Genomic DNA, 19,334 nt, shown 5'->3' on the forward strand with positions numbered 1-19,334 from the left:
GCCTGTCAGGCGCTGGTGCTGGGGAGGGCGTCGGGGCCGGCGCCGGGGCTGTTCACCCGGACGACCTCGCCGATGACGATGACGGCCGGCGGGCGCACCTCTTCGGCGCGGACCCGCTCGCCGACGGTGGCCAGGGTGGCGTCCACCCGGCGCTGCGCGGCGGTGGTGCCCTCCTGGACGACGGCGACGGGGGTGTCGGAGGGGCGGCCGTGGCGGACCAGGGCCTCGGCGATCAGGCCGATCTTGTCCACGCCCATCAGGACGACCAGGGTCCCGGTCAGCTTGGCGAGGGAGGCCCAGTCCACCAGCGAGCGCGGGTCGTCGGGGCCGACGTGGCCGCTGACCACGGTGAACTCGTGCGCCACTCCGCGGTGGGTGACCGGGATGCCGGCGGCGCCGGGCACCGAGATGGAGCTGGAGATGCCGGGGACGACCGTGCAGGCGATGCCGGCCTCGGCGAGGGCCTGGAGCTCCTCCATGCCGCGGCCGAAGACGTACGGGTCGCCGCCCTTGAGCCGGACGACGTTCTTGCCGGCCTTGGCGTGCTCGATCAGGGCGTTGTTGATGGCCTCCTGGGCCATGAAACGGCCGTACGGGATCTTCGCGGCGTCGATGACCTCGACGTGCGGGGGCAGCTCGTCGAGCAGGTCGCGGGGGCCGAGCCGGTCGGCGATGACCACGTCGGCCTCGGCGAGGAGGCGGCGCCCGCGCACGGTGATCAGGTCCGGGTCGCCGGGGCCGCCGCCGACGAGGGAGACGCCCGGGGCGCCCTTGTGCCGGTGGGCGGGGGCGGTGAGGGTGCCGTCGCGCAGGCCCTCCACCACGGCGTCGCGGACGGCCGCCGAGCGGCGGGGGTCGTTGCCCGTCAGCACGGCGACGGTGACGCCCTCGACGCGGCCGGTGGCGGGGGTCCAGGCGGTGGCGGCGGAGGCGTCGTCGGCGCGGACGCACCAGACGCGCTCGCGCTCGGCCTCGGCGGAGATCCGCTCGTTGTCCTCGCGGTTCTGGGTGGCGATCAGGGCGTACCAGGCACCGGCGAGGTCGCCGTCCCGGTAGCGGCGGCGCTCCCAGCGGATCTCGCCGGTCTCCGCCATCGCGTCCACGGAGGGGGTCGCGGACGGGGAGATCAGCAGGACGTCGGCGCCGGCCGCGATCAGGGCGGGCAGACGGCGCTGGGCGACCTGACCACCGCCGATGACGACGACGCGGCGCCCGGCCAGGCGGAGTCCTACGGGGTAGGCGGGGTATGCCGGGTTTGCCATGACGGTTACGGCTCCTGATGCGGCGGTGGGATCTGCGGGGCCGCTGCTGCGTCGGAGCGGCGTGGTGGCGGGCGTGGTGGGTGCGGGGCCCGTCCGGGACCACGATACGACCCATCCGCTCCGCGGGTGCCTGCGGGGCCGGTGGTCGGCGTGCGCCTGGCCAGGCCTTTCCCCGTGTCGTAGGGCCGTCGGGGCCCTGGTTCGGGCGGTGCTGGGGTCCGGCCCGGGGCCGGGGTGTGCATGTCGGTCGGGATCGGCCGGGTGGGGGCCGCTCGCGCGGGACGCGCCCGGCCCCGGGCGGGGCGCGGGACGCGCCCGGCCCCGGGCGCCGGCCCGTTCCCCGGTCGGACAGTGGCGTCCGACCGCGCCGGGGCCGGGGCCCGGCCCGCCGGCCGGGGCGCCCGGTCGGGGGACGAGGGCGCCGGCCCGGGGCGGGGCGGGCCGCTCTTCGGGGGCTACTTCTCGGTGACGCCGGCCGAGTCGAAGGTGGCCACCTCGTGCATCGCGCGGGCCGCGCTCTGGACCAGCGGGAGGGCCAGGAGGGCGCCCGTGCCCTCGCCGAGGCGGAGGTCCAGGTCGACCAGCGGGCGCAGGCCGAGCTTGTTCAGGGCCGCCACGTGGCCCGGCTCGGCGCTGCGGTGGCCGGCGATGCAGGCCGACAGGGACTCGGGGGCGATGGCGCGGGCCACGAGGGCGGCAGCGCCGGCGCTCACGCCGTCCAGGATGACCGGCGTACGGAGCGAGGCTCCACCGAGGAGGAGTCCGACGATCGCCGCGTGCTCCAGGCCGCCGATGGCCGCCAGGACGCCGATCGGGTCCGCCGGGTCGGGCTGGTGGAGTTCCAGGGCGCGCCGTACGACCTCGACCTTGCGGGCGTGGGTCTCGTCGTTGATGCCGGTGCCCCGGCCGGTGACCTCCGCCGGGTCGACCCCGGTGAAGACCGAGATCAGCGCGGCCGAGACCGTGGTGTTCGCGATCCCCATCTCGCCCGTGAGCAGCGCCTTGTTGCCGGCCGCGACGAGGTCGCGGGCGGTCTCGATGCCGACCTCGATGGCCGCGATGGCTTCCTCGCGGGTCATCGCCGGGCCGGTGGACATGTCCGCCGTGCCCGGGCGGACCTTGCGCGGGAGGAGGCCCGGGGTGGCCGGGAGGTCGCCCGCGACGCCCACGTCGATCACGCAGACCTCGGCGCCGACCTGGTTGGCGAAGGCGTTGCAGACCGCTCCGCCGCCCAGGAAGTTGGCCACCATCTGCATGGTGACCTCCTGGGGCCAGGGGGTGACGCCCTGCGCGTGCACCCCGTGGTCACCGGCGAAGATCGCCACGGCGGCCGGCTCGGGGATCGGCGGCGGGCAGACCCGGGAGAGCCCGGCCAGCTGCGCGGAGATGATCTCCAGCATGCCGAGGGCTCCGGCGGGCTTGGTCATGCGCTTCTGCCGCTCCCAGGCCTCGCCGAGCGCCTTCGCGTCGAGCGGGCGGATGCCGGCGACCGTCTCGGAGAGCAGGTCGTGCGGCGCCTCGCCGGGCAGCGCGCGGCGCCCGTACGTCTCCTCGTGCACGACCCACGCCAGCGGGCGGCGCTGGGACCAGCCGGCCTGGGCCAGCTCGGGCTCGTCGGGGAACTCGTCCACGTAGCCGACGCACAGGTACGCGACGACCTCCAGGTGCTCGGGGAGGCCGAGGGAGCGGACCATCTCGCGCTCGTCGAAGAAGCTGACCCAGCCGACGCCGAGGCCTTCGGCGCGGGCGGCGAGCCAGAGGTTCTCGACCGCCAGCGCGGAGGAGTAGGGGGCCATCTGCGGCTGGGTGTGCCGGCCGAGGGTGTGGCGGCCGCCCCGGGTGGGGTCGGCGGTGACCACGATGTTCACCGGGGTGTCGAGGATGGCCTCGATCTTGAGTTCCTTGAACTGCTTGGCCCGGCCCTTGGGCAGCGACTTCGCGTAGGCCTCGCGCTGGCGCTCGGCGAGCTGGTGCATCGTGCGGCGGGTCTCCGCCGACTTGATGACGACGAAGTCCCAGGGCTGGGAGTGGCCGACGCTGGGCGCCGTGTGGGCCGCCTCCAGGACGCGGAGCAGCACCTCGTGCGGGATGGGGTCGCTGCGGAAGCCCTTGCGGATGTCGCGGCGCTCGCGCATGACGCGCAGGACGGCCTCGCGCTCGGCGTCGGCGTAGCCGGGGGCGGCCTCGCCGGCGGAGACCGGGGCGGGCTCGGGGAGTTCCGCGCTCTCGACGACCTCGGCGGCCGGGGCTTCGGGGGCGACCTCGGGGGCCTCCTCGGGGGCGGCGGCGGGCTCCTGCGCGGCCTCGGGCGCCTCGATGAGGTCCGGCACCAGGACGAGGAGGGGCTCGGGCACGATCACGGGCTCGGGCTGCGGCTCGGGCCGCTCTTCGGGGGCCACCGCCTCGACGGGGGCCTGGACCACCGTTTCTGCGGGGGCCGGGACCACGGCCTGCGGGGCCTCGGGAAGCGGCTCGGGGTCGGACTGCGCCTCGGGCTCGGGCTGCGGCTCGGCCGGGGGCTCCTCGGCGGCCGGGGGCGTCTCGGCGACGGGGACCTGCGGGGCCTCGACCGCGGGGGCCTGCGGGGCCTCTTCCGGGGCGGCGACGGATTCCTGCGCGGCCTCGGGCGCCTCGGGCACGACGGCGGGCACGACGGCGGGCTCGGGCTGCGGCTCGGGTTGCGGCTCCGGCTGCGCTGCGGGGGCCACCGCCTCGACGGGGGCCTGCGGCGTGAAGGCATCGGGGGCGGCCGCGGCGAGCACGACGGCGTCGGGGGCCGACACGGGCTCCGGCACGGCCACCGGCTCCGGCGCCTCGACGGTCCACGGGGCGCCGCCCTGCGGCGGGACCTCGGCGAGCTGCGGGGCGGCCGGGGCCACCGCCTCGGGAGCCACGGCCTGCGGGGCGTCCAGGTATTCGGGGCCGGCGGCGAGCGGGGCGGGCGGGCCGGGGGCCACGGGGGCGGGAGCCTGCTGGGCCTGCTCCGCCTGCGGCTGCTCCGGCGCGGCGACGGCGAGGACCACGACGGGCTCGGGCTGCGGCTGTGCCTCGGGGGCCGCGACCGGGGCGAGCGGCGCGGCGTGGTTCAGGGGCGCGACGGGCGCGACCGGCGCCGTCGGCGCGGCGGCCGGACCCCGGTCGGCGAGGGAACGTACGACTCCGCCGGTGGCGTCGGGCACGGGCGGGCCCATGTGCAGCGGCCGGCGCGAGGGGGTCACGGGCGCGGCGGGGGCCTGCGGGGCGACCGGGGCGGGGGCGGAGAGGAGACCGCCGAGGTCGAGCGCGCCGGTGTCACGGCCGCCGGCCTCGTGGGCGCCGGCGCTGTAGGCGGCGGGTTCGGCGTAGCCGAGGGGGGCTGCGGCGGCCGACGGGTCGGCGTAGGAGCCCTCGGGGTGAACGGCCTCGGGGAAGCCGGGCGCGGCCTGCGCGGGCACGGAGTAACCGGTCTCGGGGTATCCGGCCTCGGGGAAACCTGCCTCGGGGAAGCCGACCCGGCCGGGGGCCGGGTAGCCGACGCCGGGGGCCGGGGCCGCCTGCGAGTAGTCCGTGTAGACCGGTTCTGCGGGGAACTCCGACGCGAAGACGGGGGCCTGCGGGACGACCTGGGGGTCGCTCCAGGAGCCCTGACCGCTCGGCATCAGCAGGAGTTCCTCGTCCTCCGCCTCGACCGGGTCGTCGACGAGGTCCTGGAAGGCGTAGCCCACCGGGGGCTGCGGGGGCATCGGCGGGAGGGGCGGAAGAGGAGCGGGGATGCCCTGCTGATCCACCATGCCCCCGTTGTCCGGGTGACCCTCGCCCGGAACCTGGCCGGTGTCAGTCATGCGTACCCCTCGCCCATCGGTGTTGCCTCTTCGCTCGCCCGGTCGCCCACAGGGCCCGCCGTGCGGCGTTTGCCGTGCGGTGTCGCCGTACGGTGGCGCGTCTCGCGCGCCGCACAACAACTCCTGAGCATTGTCGCGCTCGTCGGTCGTCGTGTCGGCCAGAAACCGGCACGGTCCGCTGTGGACTGCGCCACGTCGCGCGTCCACCGGGCGGTACGACGATCGGCCAGCCTACCCCGGCCCGCTCAGCGGCGGTTCACGGGGCGTTCGGCTGCCAGGAGGAACACGACGGAACGGTCCTGTTCCTCCCAGGTCCGGGTGTCGAGGCCCACGGACTGGAGCAGGGCGCACTCGACGGCGTACCCGTGTTCGGTGAGCGCGCGTCCGATGGCCTCGGCCTCGTCGCGGGTGGAGGCGTGGCTGACGATCCGTTCGGGGCGTCGGTCGGCCACCGCCTCGACCACCTCGGCGCCCCCGCCGCCGACGCGTACGACGTCGGGCTCGGGCAGGCTCTCCAGGACGTGGGGCGCGCGGCCGTGGACGACCTGGAGCCGGACACCGCGTTCGCGGGCGGCGGCGGTCGCGCGGGCGCAGGAGCGCGGGTCGGCGTCCACGGCGATGACGGCGGCGCCGAGGGCGGCGGCGTCCACGGCGAGGGCTCCGGAGCCGGTGCCGATGTCCCAGACGAGGTCTCCGGGACGAGGCCCGAGGCGGGCGAGCTGGGCCGCGCGCAGGTGTACGAACTCCCCTTCACCGGCGCCCTCCCCCACTCCGGCGGCCGGCCGGGCCCACCCCCGGACGGGGGCGAGCCCCTGCGTCTGGCCCTGGAGCCAGCCGGGTTCGGCGGTCGCGGACGTCTGTCCGGCGCCACCGATCACGATGACCACGTTGGGGTCGCGCCAGGTGTGGTCGGCCACCTTGTCGGAGGTGAGGACGGTGACGCGTTCGTTGGCGGTGCCCAACTCCTCGCAGATGACGAAGGTGCGGTGGACCCCTTCGAGCAGCAGGGCGAGTTCGGCGGGGCCGGCGCCGGGCGAGGTGAGGACGGCGACCTTGCCGTGGGCCCGGCAGACGTTGACGGCCCGGCGCAGGGTGCGTCGGTGGGCGACGACCACCTGGGCGTCGTCCCAGGGCATGCCGGCGCGGGCGAAGGCCGCCGCGACGGCGGAGACGGCGGGGACGACCTCGACCTCCAGGCCGTGCTCCGGGGCGCGCAGGGCGCGTACGACGCCGAAGAAGCCGGGGTCCCCGTCGGCGAAGACGACGGCCGTGCCGCGGTGGCCGGCGATCCGGCGGGCGGCGAGGTCGAGGCTGCCGAGGCGGACGCGTTCGGCGCCGGGCGGCACCTCGGGCAGTGCGAGGTGGTGGGCGGCGCCGGCCACGAGGGTGGCGGCGGAGAGTGCGGAGCGGGCGGCCGCCGTCAGGGGTGAGCCGTCGAAGCCGATCACCGTGACCCGGTCGGCCATCGTCGTCAGTCTCCTGGGGTGGGGGCGGGCGCGGAGGGGGCGGGCACGGTGAGACTACCTGTTCACGGGTCGGTTCCAGTCGGCGCCGATGGCGTATCCGTTGGCATCGACGCGCTGTCCGAAGGCGTATCCGCCGCCGTGTCCGGCGAAGTCCTCCTCCTCGTCGAGGTCTTCGGGGAGCAGGCTCCAGACGATGAGGTCGGTGCGGGTCTCGACCCAGCTCCCGTCGCCGGCCTGGGTACGCACTATCCAGGCGTTGCGCAGGACGCCCTCGCTGATGCAGCCGACCTTCTGGGCGACCTGCTGGGAGGCGGTGTTGTCGGCCGCGGTGCGCAGTTCGAGGCGTTCGAAGCGCTGCTCCCCGAAGAGCCACTGGGCGAGGGCGAGTACGGATTCGCTCGCATAGCCCTCGCCCCGGGCCCAGGGCGCGGTGACGTAGCCGACCTCGGTGGTGCGGGTGCGCCAGTCGGTGTGGTGCAGGTGCACGATGCCGACGAGGCGGTGGGTGAGGAACTCGGTGACGGCGAGGACGATGCCGCGGCCCTCGGTGCGCTCCGCGTGGGACCGGCGGGTGGCCCAGTGGCGCGCGTCGGCGAGGGTGTAGGGGTGCGGGGCGGAGGTCCAGGCGGTGATCTGCTCGTCGTTCATCATCTCGGCGAGCGCCATGACGTCCTCTTCCTCGAAGGGGCGCAGTACCAACCGGTCCGTGCTGATGGTGACGTCCGGGAAGGTGGTAGTCATGCGCAGCTCCATGCCTGAGACCGTGGTGCGACCGTGGTGCGGGACCGTTTCGTGCGGGTCGTAGGCCTCAGCATGCAGCATCGGCCGGGGGATGTGCAGGGCCGGGCTGCCCGGAAGCGGGCAGAGCGCGGCCCCGCGCACCACGAGGGGTGCGCGGGGCCGGGAATCCGTGTCCACCAGGCAGTTCTCAGCGGGCAGGCCGCGCCCGCGGCCCGGGGTGGGAGTCCGGGGTCAGGAGGCGGCCGGGGCGCCGAAGGCGGGGATGACCGAGCCCTGGTACTTCTCCTCGATGAACTTCTTGACCTCGTCGGAGTTCAGCAGCTTGGCGAGCTTCTGGACGCGCGGGTCGTTCTGGTTGCCGTCCTTGACCGCCAGGAAGTTGGCGTAGGGGTTGCCCTCGGCCTTCTCCAGGATCAGGGCGTCCTTGGCCGGCGAGAGGTTGGCCTCGATGGCGTAGTTGCCGTTGATGATCGCGGCGTCGACGTCGTTCAGGGCGCGCGGGACGGTGGCGGCCTCCAGCTCCTTGAACTCCAGGCCCTTCTTGTCGGTGATGTCGGACAGCTTGGCGCCGGTGCCGACCCCCTCCTTGAGGGTGATGAGCTTGTTCGCGGCGAGCAGCTGGAGCGCGCGGCCCTCGTTGGTGGTGTCGTTGGGGACGGCGATGGTCTGGCCGGCCTTGATGTCCGAGAGGGCCTTGACCTTCTTGGAGTAGAGGCCGAGGGGCTCCAGGTGCACGTTCACGACGGGCACGATGTGGGTGCCGTTCTTCTTGTTGAAGTCGTCGAGGTACGGCTTGTGCTGGAAGTAGTTGCCGTCGACCTGGCCCTGCTCGGTGGCGGTGTTGGGCAGGACGTAGTCCGTGAACTCCTTCACCTCCAGCTTGAGGCCGGCCTTGGCCGCGAGCTTGCCCTTGACGAAGTTCAGGATGTCGGCGTGCGGGCTCGGGGAGGCCGCGATGACCAGCGCCTTGCTCTCGTCGGTCTTGCCGCCGTCCGCCTTGGTGGAGGAGGACGGGTCCGAGGAGCTGCCGCAGGCGGTGAGGCCGAGCGCGAGCGCGGCGGAGGCGGCGGCGAAGGCGGTGAGCTTGATGTTCTTACGCACGAAGAGTGCCTTTCTGACGGTGCGGGTCCGGTCGGGACCCGCGGGTGGTGGCCCAGGCACGACAAGTGCGGGCTCTCTCGGGGTGGGGAGTTCGGGTGCGGCCGGGCCTGTTTCAGGCTGTCCGGCCGCGGCGGGCGAGGACGCGTACCACGCCGTCGCCGATGAGCTGGATCACCGTGACGAGCGCGATCAGGACGACGACCGTCGCGACCATGAAGCCGGTCTCGAAGCGCTGGAATCCGTAGGTGATGGCCTTGGAGCCGAGTCCTTCGCCGCCGACCGCGCCGGCCATGGCGGAGTAGCCGATCAGGGTGATGACGGTGGTGGTGACGGCGGCGACCAGGGAGGGCAGGGCCTGCGGGAGCAGAACCTTGCCGACGAGGGTCGGGACGCCGCCGCCCATGGACTCGACGGCCTCGACGAGCCCGTGGTCGACCTCGCGGACGGCGGTCTCGACGAGGCGGGCGAAGAAGGGGATGGCGCCGATGGCCAGCGGGACGATCATGGCGGTGGGGCCGATGAAGGTGCCGACGACGGCCGTGGTGACCGGGATCAGGAAGATCAGCAGGATGATGAACGGCAGCGAGCGGCCCATGTTCACGATCACGCCGAGGACCTTGTTGACCGGCCGGTTCCGCAGGAGGCCGCCCTTGTCCGTGAGGACGAGGAGGATGCCGATGGGCAGTCCGCCGAGGACGGTCACCAGGGTGGACCACAGGACCATGTAGAGGGTGTCGTACGTGCCCTGGGTGAGCAGGGGCTGCATTTCGGACCAGGTCACTTGGCACCATCCTCGACCAGTGCGGGCAGTACGGGGGCCTCGTCGGCCAGGAGGCCCGCGTCGGCATCGGCGAGTTCGACCACGTCGACCTGGAGGCCCTGCTCGCGCAGGAAGCCGACGGGCACGACGTTGTCCTCGTAGCGGCCGGGCAGCTGGATGCGCATCCGGCCGATCTGGCGGCCGGCGACGGTGTCCATCGCGGCGCCGAGGATCGAGATGTCGATGTTGTACGTCCGCGCCAGTTGGGAGATGACCGGCTGGGTGGCGGCCTCGCCGTGGAAGGTGACGTCCACGACCGTGTGGTCGGGGCCGGTGGCGGCGCCGCTGACGGGGAAGAGTTCGCCGGCCAGCTCGGAGCCGGGGGTGGCGAGCAGTTCGGCGACGGTGCCGGACTCGACGATCCGGCCGTTCCTCATGAGGGCGGCGGAGTCGCAGACGGTCTTGACGACGTCCATCTCGTGGGTGATGAGGAGGACGGTCAGGCCGAGCTGCTGGTTGAGGTCGCGCAGCAGCCGCAGGATGGAGCGGGTGGTCTCGGGGTCCAGGGCGCTGGTGGCCTCGTCGGAGAGGAGCACCTTGGGGTCGCCGGCCAGGGCGCGGGCGATGCCGACGCGCTGCTTCTGGCCGCCGGAGAGCTGGGCGGGGTAGGCCTTGGCCTTGTCGGTGAGGCCGACGAGGTCGAGGAGTTCGAGGGCCTTGCGGGAGCGCTCGCGGCCGGAGACGCCGAGGATCTCCAGGGGCAGCTCGACGTTGGACTGCACGGTGCGCGACGACAGCAGGTTGAAGTGCTGGAAGACCATGCCGATGCGGCTGCGGGCCTCGCGCAGTTCCTTGCCGGCGCGGCGACCGCGACCGGCGAGGGCGGTGAGGTCGAGGCCGTCGACGGTGACCGTGCCGGTGGTGGGGCGCTCCAGCAGGTTCACGCAGCGGATCAGGGAGGACTTGCCGGCGCCGCTCTGTCCGATGACGCCGTAGACCTCGCCCTCGCGGACGTGCAGGTCGACGCCGTCCAGGGCGGTGACCTCACGGCCACGGGACTGGTAGACCTTCGTGAGGCCCGATGTGGTGATCACAGGAATTCCGTCGCTGTCGAGTGCACGGCGCTGCGGGTGCCGGGCACGGGGCATTCGTCTGGGGACGCGGTACGGGTTGAAACCGGGATGTATCGACGGTCTCAGCGCGTGCGCGGGGCAGGAGCGGTCCGGTTGCGCGGACGGGCTCGGCCGGGCTCGCTTCGGGGCGCGAGACGTACGGGAGGGGCCCTCAGAAGGCGCGCATTCGACACATACAACGAGCACCGGGCGTCATCGTCGCCTCGGTCGCAAGGGTGCGGCTGCTCGTCGTGGTCATGACCCCAGTAAACCAGACGTGTCACTTGACCGATCAACGCTGTCCGATATACGGACGAAAAGTGGCCGCATAGCGGACAGGGTCGATCGATTTCAGCCGAGCGTCCCGATGGTCAGACCGGCCTCGGTGACCTGCACGGACACGGCCGAGAGGTCGCGCACGACCAGGTCGGCGTGGAGCTCCGCAGCGGGGTGCGTTGTGGTCAAGGCCACGGTCCGCATGCCGGCCGCGCGGCCGGCCGTCAGTCCGGCGGGGGCGTCCTCGAACACCACGCAGCGGGCCGGGTCCACGCCCAGGCGGCGGGCGGCGAGCAGGAAGGGCTCCGGGTCGGGCTTGCCCCGGGTGATGTCGTCGGCGGCCACCAGCTCGGGTGCCTCGATGCCCGCCTCGCGCAGCCGGGCCTCGGCCAGCGGGCGGGTGGCGGAGGTGACCACGGCCCAGCGGTGGGCGGGCAGGGCGCCCAGCAGGTCCTTGGTGCCGGGGAGGACGACGACCCCGCCGGCCACGTCCTGGACCTCCAGGACCTCGATGCGGGCGAGCGCGGCGGCCCGTACGGGTTCGGGCAGCAGCTCGGCGATGATCTCGGCGGCGGGACGGCCGTGCAGCTCGACCCGCGCGAAGTCCTCGTCGGAGATGCCGTACTCCCGGGCCCAGCGGGTCCAGCAGCGGTGGACGGAGTCCATGGAGGAGACGAGCGTTCCGTCGTTGTCGAACAGGAGGGCTTCGGCGTACAGGTTCATGCCTTCCAGGAAAGCCCGGGCCCAGGGGTGAGCGCATCGGGTCTTAAGGCCCGTAATACCCTCGCAGCATGCTCGACGCCCTGACGGTCGCCATCGGTGTGACCGCCCTCGCCCTCGCCGCCTGGTGCGGCCACGCCGCCTGGCGGGACCAGCCGACCAAGGACTGGCACTTCATCGGCATGGCCGTGGTGACCCTCCTGGTCCTGGCCCAGCTGGTGGTCGGCCTGGTCCAGCTCGCCCGCGGGCAGGAGGCCGCGCAGGGCACGGTGCTCTTCGTGGCCTACCTGCTGGGCGCCTTCGCGGCCGTGCCGGCCGCGGGAATGCTCTCGCTGACCGAGCGGACGAAGTGGGGTCCGGTGACGGTGGCCGCGGGCGCGGTCGTCCTCGCCGTCCTCGAAGTCCGGCTCTACGACATCTGGGGATCCGCCAGTGCCTGACACGACGCCGGTGCCTGACACGACGACCGACACGGGCGCGCACGGGCCCGCGAGCCGGGAGCCCGCCGCCCGCAAGCGACTGGTCTCCGGACCGGGCCTGCTGCTGGTCTGGCTGTACGGGGTGATGGTGGTCGGCGCGGTCTCGCGGTCGGCCTTCCAGATCTCCACCGAGTTCCACCGGGCCCCGCTGGCCTACTCCCTGTCCGCGGCCGCCGCCCTGGCCTACGCCTTCATCACGTACTCGCTGGTGCGCGGCGGCGAGCGCTCCCGCAAGGCCGCGCTGGTCTGCTGCGGCGTGGAGCTGGCGGGTGTGCTGGCCGTGGGCACCTGGACCCTGGTCCGGCCCGAGTCCTTCCCCGACGCGACCGTGTGGTCGAGCTTCGGGATGGACTACCTCTTCATCCCGATCGTCCTGCCGATCACCGGCATGCTCTGGCTCCGCGCGAAGCGGTAGCAGTAGCGGTAGTGGGGTCGGGGTCGGGGCGAACGACGGGAGTCCACCGGAAACGTCGGGAGGGCGGGCCGTGGCGGCCCGCCCTCCCGGTCGATCGGGACCGTCCTACGCGCTGACGGCGTACTCCGTCGGGTCCTTGGCCTCCTTCTCCAGGATCACCAGGTGCACCCCGTCGGAGGCGGTGCGGTTGCCCACGGCCAGGTAGCCGGCCTTGCGGTACAGCCGCAGGTTCGACTCGCTCTTGTGGCCGGTGTGCAGCCGGAAGCGGGTGGGGGCGCCGAGGCCGGCGAGGGCCTCCTCGACCCCGCGCAGCAGGCGCGCGCCGAGGCCGTGACCCTGGAGGCGCGGGTGCACGCAGAGCTTGGTGATGCTCGCGGTGCCGTCCTCGCCCACGCGACCGCGTACCGCGCCGACGACCTCGTCGCCGAGCCGAGCCACCAGGACGGTGTCCGAGGCCAGCTCCGCCTTCAGGGAGTCCAGGGACTGGGTGAGCGGCTGGATCAGGTAGTTGCCGTACAGCTCGGCCTCCCGCTGGAACGCCAGATACTGCAGTTTGATGATCTGCTCGGCGTCTTCGGCGGCCGCCGCCGAAATGATCACGCTCATGCCCATGTGCGCATGCCTCCCGCTCACCTGGTGGCCCGTCGGTCTACCGCTCCTTTCCCCACAGGCCAGGAGCCGCAACCTCTGCAGCCAGCATTCTGCGCAGACATCCCAGGCAACGGGAACGGACGGGCCCCAAACTTCCTTGTGAGATACCCAACTCTCCTGCGATTTCACGGTAGGTGAGGTCCCGTGGCGAAAGAAGTGCCCCCATGAGCTGCGGACACCGTCCGGGCAACCGGGCGACCGCCGACCGCAGGACCCGGTTCTCCTCCCCGTGGAGCAGGGCCGTCTCGGGCGCGCCGGCCGCGTCCGCGGGGGTGGCTCCGTACGTCACCTCGCGCCGGCTCCGCCTCCGGGCGAGCCGGGCTTCCGTCCGTACGGCCCGGCGCAGCCAGCGGGCGCGGCCGGTGGGATCGGGGTCACGGGGGCCGTGCTCCAGCAACCGCACCCAGACGGCTTGTTCCAGGTCGGCGGCTTCCATCCCGGCGGCCGGGGCCTCCGCCGCCGCCTCGGCGGAGAGCAGCGGGCCGAGTTCCGCGAGGAGGTCGGGTTCCTTCAGCTGGTCCATGCCGGGCGGGACGCGGGCGCCGGGTCCGGCGGTTTCGACGCCGGACCCGGAACACCCGTACGAGTAAAGGTGTCTAGCGGTTGACGCCGCGGCCCGGGCGGAAGTCCTGCGCCGCGAGGAGTCCGGTGTCCGGGTTGTCGGTGAAGATTCCGTCGATCCCCAGTTCGAAGTACCGCTTGAAGGCGCCGAAGGCGTCGCCGTAGCCGGCCGGATCGGCGCCCTTGCGGTATTCGGCGGGCAGGAAGGTGTTCTCGTTGCGCGCGGTGTAGGGGTGCAGGACCAGGCCGCGCGCGTGGGCGTCGCGGACCAGGGTGGTGGGCGTGCCCAGTCGGCCCTGGGCGTCACGCGGGACGATCAGGTCGAGGGTGGGGCCGATGCCCTGGGCGAAGCCGGCGATCCACGCGAGGCCCTCGGGCTTGACCAGGTCGGCGACCGTACGGGGGTCCTTGGCGACCTCGAAGTCCCAGGGCCGGGTGTTGGCCGCGGACAGCAGGACCACGCGCGGGGCCGACACCAGGCGCGCGAGGCGCTGGATGCTGGAGGGCTCGAAGGACTGGAGGAAGGTGGCGGAGTCGCGGCCGTCGCGCCCGTAGCGGCGCAGCAGCTTCGACAGGGGCTCCTCCAGACCGAGGCCGAGGCCCCGGCAGTAGGTGGGGTGCTTGGTCTCCACGTGGAGCCAGACGCGCCGGCCCCGCTCGCGGCCGGCCCGGTCGGCCCAGCGCAGCACCTCTTCGAAGGTGGGGACGGCCCAGCGGCCGTCGTAGAGGGTGTTGCGCTGGCGAACGGCCGGAATGCGCTCCTTCGCGCGCAGGGTCCGCAGTTCGGCGAGGGTGAAGTCCTCGGTGAACCAGCCCGTCACCGCGACCCCGTCGACCGTCTTGGTGGTGCGGCGGCCGGCGAAGGCGGGGTGGTCGGCGACGTCGGTGGTGGTACCGATCTCGTTCTCGTGGCGGCACACCAGGTGGCCGTCCTTGGTGGGGACGAGGTCCTGCTCGATCACGTCGGCGCCCAGGTCGAGGGCCAGTTGGTAGGAGCCGAGGGTGTGCTCCGGCCGGTGGCCGCTGGCGCCCCGGTGGCCGATGACGGTGGGCACGGGGAGGTCGCGGTAGCCACCCTCGCCGTGCCCGCCCGGGGCCGCGGCGGCGCTGCCCGCGGCCGTGGCGGTGATCGCGGTGCCGGCCGCCAGGACGGCCGCCCCCAGTACCGTGCGCCGTGCTGCCCCACCCTGTGTCATGAGTGCCACCCCTCGTCACGAGACGGGTCCGTCGGCCCGGGATCTCCGGGTCGTACGGCCCGTCGTCGGCGTGGCGATCGTAGGCAAGCGGGGATGGCGGCAGGATGGGATCCGGAGGAACACGGCCGGAACGCGCGTCAACGTTGTGTATCCGACGCGTGAACCCGATGTGCGATCAGCGGCGAGCCGCGAGTATCGTCCTCACCTGCACTACCGCCGTGTGGTGCGAGATCCGCTTTCGATGCCGGAGGGCTCACGTTGTTCCGTACCGCGCTCATCAAAGCCACTGTCGGACCGGTCATCCGCCTGATGTTCCGTACCCGGGTGGAGGGCGTCGAGAACATCCCCGGCACCGGGCCGGTGATCCTGGCGGGCAACCACCTGACCTTCATCGACTCGATGATCCTGCCGCTGGTGTGTGACCGTACGGTCCACTTCATCGGCAAGGACGAGTACGTGACGGGCAAGGGCTTCAAGGGCCGGCTGATGGCGTGGTTCTTCACCGGCTCCGGCATGATCCCGGTGGACCGGGACGGGGCGAACGGCGGGGTCGCGGCGCTGATGACGGGCCGCCGGATCCTCGACGAGGGCAAGGTCTTCGGCATCTACCCGGAGGGCACCCGCTCCCCCGACGGCCGGCTCTACCGCGGTCGCACCGGCATCGCCCGCCTGACCCTGATGACGGGTGCCCCCGTGGTCCCCTTCGCGATGATCGGCACCGACAAGCTCCAGCCGGGCGGCGCCGGCATGCCGCGCCCGGGCCGGGTCACCGTCCGCTTCGGCGAGCCGATGGAGTTCTCCCGCTACGAGGGCATGGACCGCGACCGCTACGTGCTGCGGGCCGTCACCGACTCGGTGATGGCCGAGGTCATGCGCCTGTCGGGCCAGGAGTACGTGGACATGTACGCCACCAAGGCGAAGGCCGCCTAGGTCGTCCCCGGGCCCGCCAAGATCCGGAAGAGACGGCCCGGGTCGTCCCTTTCGGAGCATGGCGCCCGCCCGGTCTACTGCCGGTTCAGTGACCGGCTGACGCCCGCCGCTGTCGTGGTGGCGAGGATCCAGCCGGTCACGATCAGCAGGTACGACAGCCACTGGTACCAACCGGTCGGCGCGTAGGCCGCCTCCTGGCCGAAGCCGACGATGGGCAACAGCAGGTCGATCGTGTAGAAGAGCGCGTTGAACTCGGGCGCCTCCCCGGCCTTGAGGGCGCGCGGCGGGGCGATCGTATACGCGACGAACCCCGTCACCAGGAGGGCCAGCAGCCAGCCTGCCGCGCGCAGCGGCCGGTAGCCGTAGCCGACGGTGACGTCCTGGAGGAGCCCCCAGAAGCGCGAGTGGCGGGGCTGGGTGCGCCGGTGGCGGCGGAGCTTGGCGAGCTGGACCGTCCGGGCGCCGGCGTCGTCCCCCGCCGTGCGGTAGGCCGCGGCGAGCTGTTCGTAGGCGTACGGGAGGTAGCCCGCCTCCTCGCGTTCCAGGGCGGGCAGCCGCTGTTCGGCGGGCAGCTGTGGGGCGAGGACGCGGTAGGTCAGGCCGTCGAGGCGCAGCCGCGCCGGCCAGGTGGCGGGCGGGACGTGCAGCATGTCGAACTGGGAGCGGCGCAGGTTCACGCTGCCCTGGACGGTGGGGCAGTCGCGCAGCCACACCTCGCCGATGACGCAGCTGGAGGCGCGCAGGGCGACGTCGCCGGAGTTGACGAGGCGGGCGCGGGCCAGGTTGAGCTGACCCGGTACGCGGGAGCCGCTGAGGTTGACGCGGCCGCGCAGCTCGGCGCGCATGGCCCGCAGGTCGCTGCCGACGGTGAGGTTCTCGGCGTGCAGGGCGACGCCGCCGGGGTCGAGGAGCCGGGCGTCGTCGAGGTGGATCTGGCCGCCGACGGTGGTCCCGTTGATCCGGGTCCGCCCGTGGACGGTGAGTTCCATGGCGATGATGTCGGTGCCGATGTCCGCGTGGTTGATCTGGAGCGGGACCTCCGTCGCCTCCTCCGGGTCCGTTCCGGCGGCCTGCGGGGTGCCGATGACCGCCCGGCGCAGGAAGAGTCCGCCGGCTATCCGGGCCCCCGAGAGGCGGACGGGGCCGGTGATCCGGCAGCAGGACAGCCGCAGTGCCACGTCGACGCGGACCGCGTCGGCGGTCAGGCCGGGCAGGGTGGAGTCGTTGGCGACGAAGGTCCGCAGCTGGGCCCCGTACAACACGGGTTTGCGCTCGAACCAGCAGGCCCGCAGCCGTATGGGGTGCTCGATGACGGCGTACTTGAGGTTGAGCTTGCCGGTGATCCGGGCGCCCCGGACGTTGAGGCCGGCGACCTGGCCGGCCTCGGTGGGGCCGCTCAGGAGGAGGGCGGTGAGCACCTCGGCGCGCAGGGTCCGTTCCTCGCCCCAGTCGGCGCCGCCGGCTCCGGTCTCGTCCGGGGTCGCCAGGAAGTCGACGCCGTCACCGCGCGGGAAGGCTTCGCACACGCGGCGTTCGGCGGGGGTCAGATCGGTGATCTCCATCGCCGGGATGGTGTCCCGGGGTCCGGCGTACTGTCAACACCGTTCGGGACACCACCCTCTGGCGGGACGTCAGTGCTGGACGCCCTCCTGGAGCTGCTGCCCCTTGAGCAGGTACCAGGCGGCGACGGCCGTGGCGAGCAGGACGGCCGCGCCGACGCCGGAGGCGAGCCTGAGGCCGTCCACGAAGGCCTCCTGGGCCGCGTTCACCATGTGCGTGGCGGTCTGCGGATCCAGGGAGCGGGCGGCCTCGACGGCCCCGCCGAGTGATTCGTGGGCCGCGTCCGCCACCGGGGCGGGCACGGAGGCCGGCGCGGTGAAGGACTGGTAGACCCCGGTCACGACGGAGCCGAGCAGGGCGATGCCGAGGGCGGCGCCGAGTTCGTACGCCGTCTCGGAGACGGCCGACGCGGAGCCCGCCTGCTCCTTGGGCACGCTGGAGAGGATCACGTCGGCGGTGACGGTGAAGGAGAAGCCCGCGCCCAGGCCGACGACGAGCAGGGCGGCGCCCAGCAGCGGGTAGCCGGTCTCCTTGTGGATGACGGTCAGGGCGGCCAGGGCCACGCCGATCGCGACGAGCCCGCCGGTCACCATGACCCGTACCGAGTACTTGCGGGCGTACCTGCCGGCGACGAGGCCGGTGGCGACGGCGCCGATGGCGGCGGGCAGCTCCGCCAGGCCGGCTTCCAGCGGGTCCCGGCCCTGGACGAGCTGGAGGAACTGGGACAGGAAGAAGACCAGGCCCGAGAGGCCGAAGACGGTCAGGAGGTCGGCCAGGACGGCCCCGGAGAAGCCGCGGTGCTTGAACAGGCGCATGTCGAGCAGCGGGGACGGCAGGCTGAACTGACGACGGACGAAGGCGTACAGGCATCCGGCGCCGAGGACGGCGCTGGCCCAGACGCCCCAGGTCAGGCCGTGGGTGGCCACTTCCTTGACGGCGTAGACGACGCCGATGATCCCGACCAGGGACAGGCCGACGCTGACCAGGTCCCAGGGCCCGGCGACCGGGTTCTTGGACTCGGGCAGGAGCTTGATCCCGACGAGGACCAGGGCGATCATGACGGGCAGGTTGATCAGGAATACCGAGCCCCACCAGAAGTGCTGGAGCAGGACGCCGCCGACGACGGGTCCGACGGCCGCGCCGGCCGAGGCGGTGGCGCCCCAGATGCCGATGGCGAGGCTGCGCTCCTTGGGGTCGTGGAAGATGTTGCGGATCAGCGCGAGGGTGGACGGCATCAGGGTCGCGCCGGCCACGCCGAGCAGCGCACGGGCCGCGATCATCATTTCGGGGCTGGAGGCGTAGGCGTTCAGGACGGACACCGCGCCGAAGGCGGTGGCGCCGACGAGCAGCAGCTTCTTGCGTCCTATGCGGTCGCCGAGGGAGCCCATGGAGACGAGCAGGCCGGCGATGACGAAGGAGTAGATGTCGCCGATCCACAGCAGTTGGGTGCCGGTCGGCTTGAGGTCCTCGCTGAGGGCGGGGGTGGCGAGACCGAGTACGGTGGCGTCCACCGCGACGAGCAGCACGGCCAGGACGAGCACGCAGAGCGCGAGCCAGCGCCCTCGACTCCTCTCCTCCGCTTCCGTCCGCCGGTTCAGCTGTTCGATGCGGCTCATTTCTCCACACTCCGTCGTGCGCCACCGAGCAGCAACTCGGTGATCATGTACTGGAAGTCCTTGGCCGCGACCCGGCCGTCCATGACGGCCCAGGCGCAGGTGCCGATGAGCCCGTAGAGGGCCTCGGTGAGCCAGGCGGGGCTCAGATCGATCCGGATGTCGCCCTCCTGCTGGCCGCGCCGGAAGAGCGCGCCCACGCGGGCGTCGAGGCGGGCCCAGCCCTCGTTGACCTGGTCGCCCTCGAAGAGCTGGTTCTCGGTGACGAGGAAGGCCAGCAGCTGTGCGTTGGGCTCCGCCTGGGCGATGAGCCGCCGCAGCGCCTCCACCGCCGTCCCGTCGTCGAGGCGGGCGTTGTCGAAGGCCACCTCGAACTCGCGGATGCCGAGTTCCTCCAGGGCCCGTACGAGGGCGTCGCGGCCGGCGAAGTGCCGGTGGAGGGTCGCGCGGCCGATGCCGGCGGCGCGCGCCACCTCGTCCATCGTCGCGGTCGATTTGCGGGAGAGCAGGGCCGCCGCGTCGCGGAGCACCTGGTCACGATCCATGGCCATGAGACAACCATAACCCGAATGAGACGTCTACGTCTCATTCGATCAGATCCTCGATCCGATTTTCCGCTCGGATCAGCCGCTCGGATCGTCCGATCGGGAGCGAACCGAAAATGAGCTGC

At 73.1% G+C, this 19,334-nt stretch carries 17 protein-coding genes; 3 read left to right on the top strand and 14 right to left on the bottom strand.

Annotated elements, in window-relative coordinates; all coding sequences use genetic code 11:
• Positions 1-5 precede the first annotated feature (5 nt).
• The 8 genes from cobA to ACIOD1_RS27215 all read right to left on the bottom strand — a co-directional run bounded on the left by cobA (position 6) and on the right by ACIOD1_RS27215 (position 11,262).
• Positions 6-1,262, bottom strand: a complete 1,257-nt coding sequence (gene cobA / locus ACIOD1_RS27180; protein ID WP_365626979.1) for a uroporphyrinogen-III C-methyltransferase — start codon at positions 1,260-1,262, stop codon at positions 6-8.
• Between the two features lie 455 nt (positions 1,263-1,717).
• A complete protein-coding gene (gene cobT / locus ACIOD1_RS27185; RefSeq protein ID WP_401905170.1) occupies positions 1,718-5,083 on the bottom strand; it encodes a nicotinate-nucleotide--dimethylbenzimidazole phosphoribosyltransferase in 3,366 nt (1,121 codons plus the stop codon).
• 245 nt (positions 5,084-5,328) lie between these two features.
• On the bottom strand, positions 5,329-6,549 hold the full coding sequence (cbiE, locus tag ACIOD1_RS27190) for a precorrin-6y C5,15-methyltransferase (decarboxylating) subunit CbiE (protein WP_365626985.1): 1,221 nt from the start codon (positions 6,547-6,549) through the stop codon (positions 5,329-5,331).
• A gap of 54 nt (positions 6,550-6,603) precedes the next feature.
• The gene (locus ACIOD1_RS27195; RefSeq protein ID WP_401905172.1) at positions 6,604-7,290 is read right to left on the bottom strand and encodes a GNAT family N-acetyltransferase; all 687 of its coding nucleotides are present in this window, start codon (positions 7,288-7,290) and stop codon (positions 6,604-6,606) included.
• 231 nt (positions 7,291-7,521) lie between these two features.
• The gene (locus ACIOD1_RS27200) at positions 7,522-8,391 is read right to left on the bottom strand and encodes a MetQ/NlpA family ABC transporter substrate-binding protein (protein WP_401905175.1); all 870 of its coding nucleotides are present in this window, start codon (positions 8,389-8,391) and stop codon (positions 7,522-7,524) included.
• A 112-nt stretch (positions 8,392-8,503) separates the two neighbouring features.
• Entirely contained in the window at positions 8,504-9,172 is a 669-nt protein-coding gene (locus ACIOD1_RS27205; RefSeq protein ID WP_401905177.1) for a methionine ABC transporter permease, read from the bottom strand.
• Positions 9,169-10,245 (bottom strand): ATP-binding cassette domain-containing protein, encoded by a 1,077-nt coding sequence (locus ACIOD1_RS27210; RefSeq protein WP_365626997.1) that lies wholly within the window; start codon positions 10,243-10,245, stop codon positions 9,169-9,171. The genes ACIOD1_RS27205 and ACIOD1_RS27210 overlap by 4 nt, the downstream gene beginning before the upstream one ends.
• 369 nt (positions 10,246-10,614) lie before the next feature.
• Positions 10,615-11,262 carry an HAD family hydrolase gene (locus ACIOD1_RS27215; RefSeq protein ID WP_365626999.1) on the bottom strand — a complete coding sequence of 216 codons (648 nt, stop codon included), beginning with the start codon at positions 11,260-11,262 and terminating at the stop codon, positions 10,615-10,617.
• A 68-nt stretch (positions 11,263-11,330) separates the two neighbouring features.
• On the opposite strand from ACIOD1_RS27215, the gene ACIOD1_RS27220 reads away from it, so the two are divergent.
• Both ACIOD1_RS27220 and ACIOD1_RS27225 read left to right on the top strand, forming a co-directional pair.
• Positions 11,331-11,699, top strand: a complete 369-nt coding sequence (locus tag ACIOD1_RS27220) for a hypothetical protein (protein ID WP_365627002.1) — start codon at positions 11,331-11,333, stop codon at positions 11,697-11,699.
• 10 nt (positions 11,700-11,709) lie between these two features.
• Positions 11,710-12,153, top strand: a complete 444-nt coding sequence (locus ACIOD1_RS27225) for a hypothetical protein (protein ID WP_365627005.1) — start codon at positions 11,710-11,712, stop codon at positions 12,151-12,153.
• Positions 12,154-12,258: 105 nt separating this feature from the next.
• On the opposite strand, the gene ACIOD1_RS27230 is transcribed toward ACIOD1_RS27225, so the two are convergent.
• From ACIOD1_RS27230 to ACIOD1_RS27240, 3 genes are all read right to left on the bottom strand, one after another.
• Positions 12,259-12,765 carry a GNAT family N-acetyltransferase gene (locus ACIOD1_RS27230; RefSeq protein ID WP_365627008.1) on the bottom strand — a complete coding sequence of 169 codons (507 nt, stop codon included), beginning with the start codon at positions 12,763-12,765 and terminating at the stop codon, positions 12,259-12,261.
• Positions 12,766-12,802: 37 nt separating this feature from the next.
• Positions 12,803-13,327, bottom strand: a complete 525-nt coding sequence (locus ACIOD1_RS27235; RefSeq protein ID WP_401905182.1) for a sigma-70 family RNA polymerase sigma factor — start codon at positions 13,325-13,327, stop codon at positions 12,803-12,805.
• 73 nt (positions 13,328-13,400) lie between these two features.
• On the bottom strand, positions 13,401-14,561 hold the full coding sequence (locus tag ACIOD1_RS27240; protein WP_365627014.1) for a glycerophosphodiester phosphodiesterase: 1,161 nt from the start codon (positions 14,559-14,561) through the stop codon (positions 13,401-13,403).
• Positions 14,562-14,870: 309 nt separating this feature from the next.
• Here ACIOD1_RS27240 and ACIOD1_RS27245 point away from each other — a divergent pair, with 309 nt between their 5' ends.
• Entirely contained in the window at positions 14,871-15,491 is a 621-nt protein-coding gene (locus tag ACIOD1_RS27245) for a lysophospholipid acyltransferase family protein (protein WP_365627017.1), read from the top strand.
• A 74-nt stretch (positions 15,492-15,565) separates the two neighbouring features.
• Here ACIOD1_RS27245 and ACIOD1_RS27250 read toward each other — a convergent pair whose 3' ends face one another.
• The 3 genes from ACIOD1_RS27250 to ACIOD1_RS27260 form a co-directional block, all read right to left on the bottom strand.
• Complete coding sequence (locus ACIOD1_RS27250) at positions 15,566-17,053, bottom strand: membrane-associated oxidoreductase (protein ID WP_365627020.1); 1,488 nt, start codon at positions 17,051-17,053, stop codon at positions 15,566-15,568.
• Between the two features lie 69 nt (positions 17,054-17,122).
• Positions 17,123-18,667: an MFS transporter gene (locus ACIOD1_RS27255; RefSeq protein ID WP_365627023.1), complete on the bottom strand. Its 1,545-nt coding sequence runs from the start codon at positions 18,665-18,667 to the stop codon at positions 17,123-17,125.
• Positions 18,664-19,215 (bottom strand): TetR/AcrR family transcriptional regulator, encoded by a 552-nt coding sequence (locus ACIOD1_RS27260; RefSeq protein WP_401905186.1) that lies wholly within the window; start codon positions 19,213-19,215, stop codon positions 18,664-18,666. Before ACIOD1_RS27260 ends, ACIOD1_RS27255 begins: the two co-directional genes overlap by 4 nt.
• Between the last annotated feature and the right edge of the window lie 119 nt (positions 19,216-19,334).

This window comes from Streptomyces sp. NPDC088097 (genome assembly GCF_044741845.1).
Classification (GTDB): Bacteria; Actinomycetota; Actinomycetes; order Streptomycetales; family Streptomycetaceae; genus Streptomyces.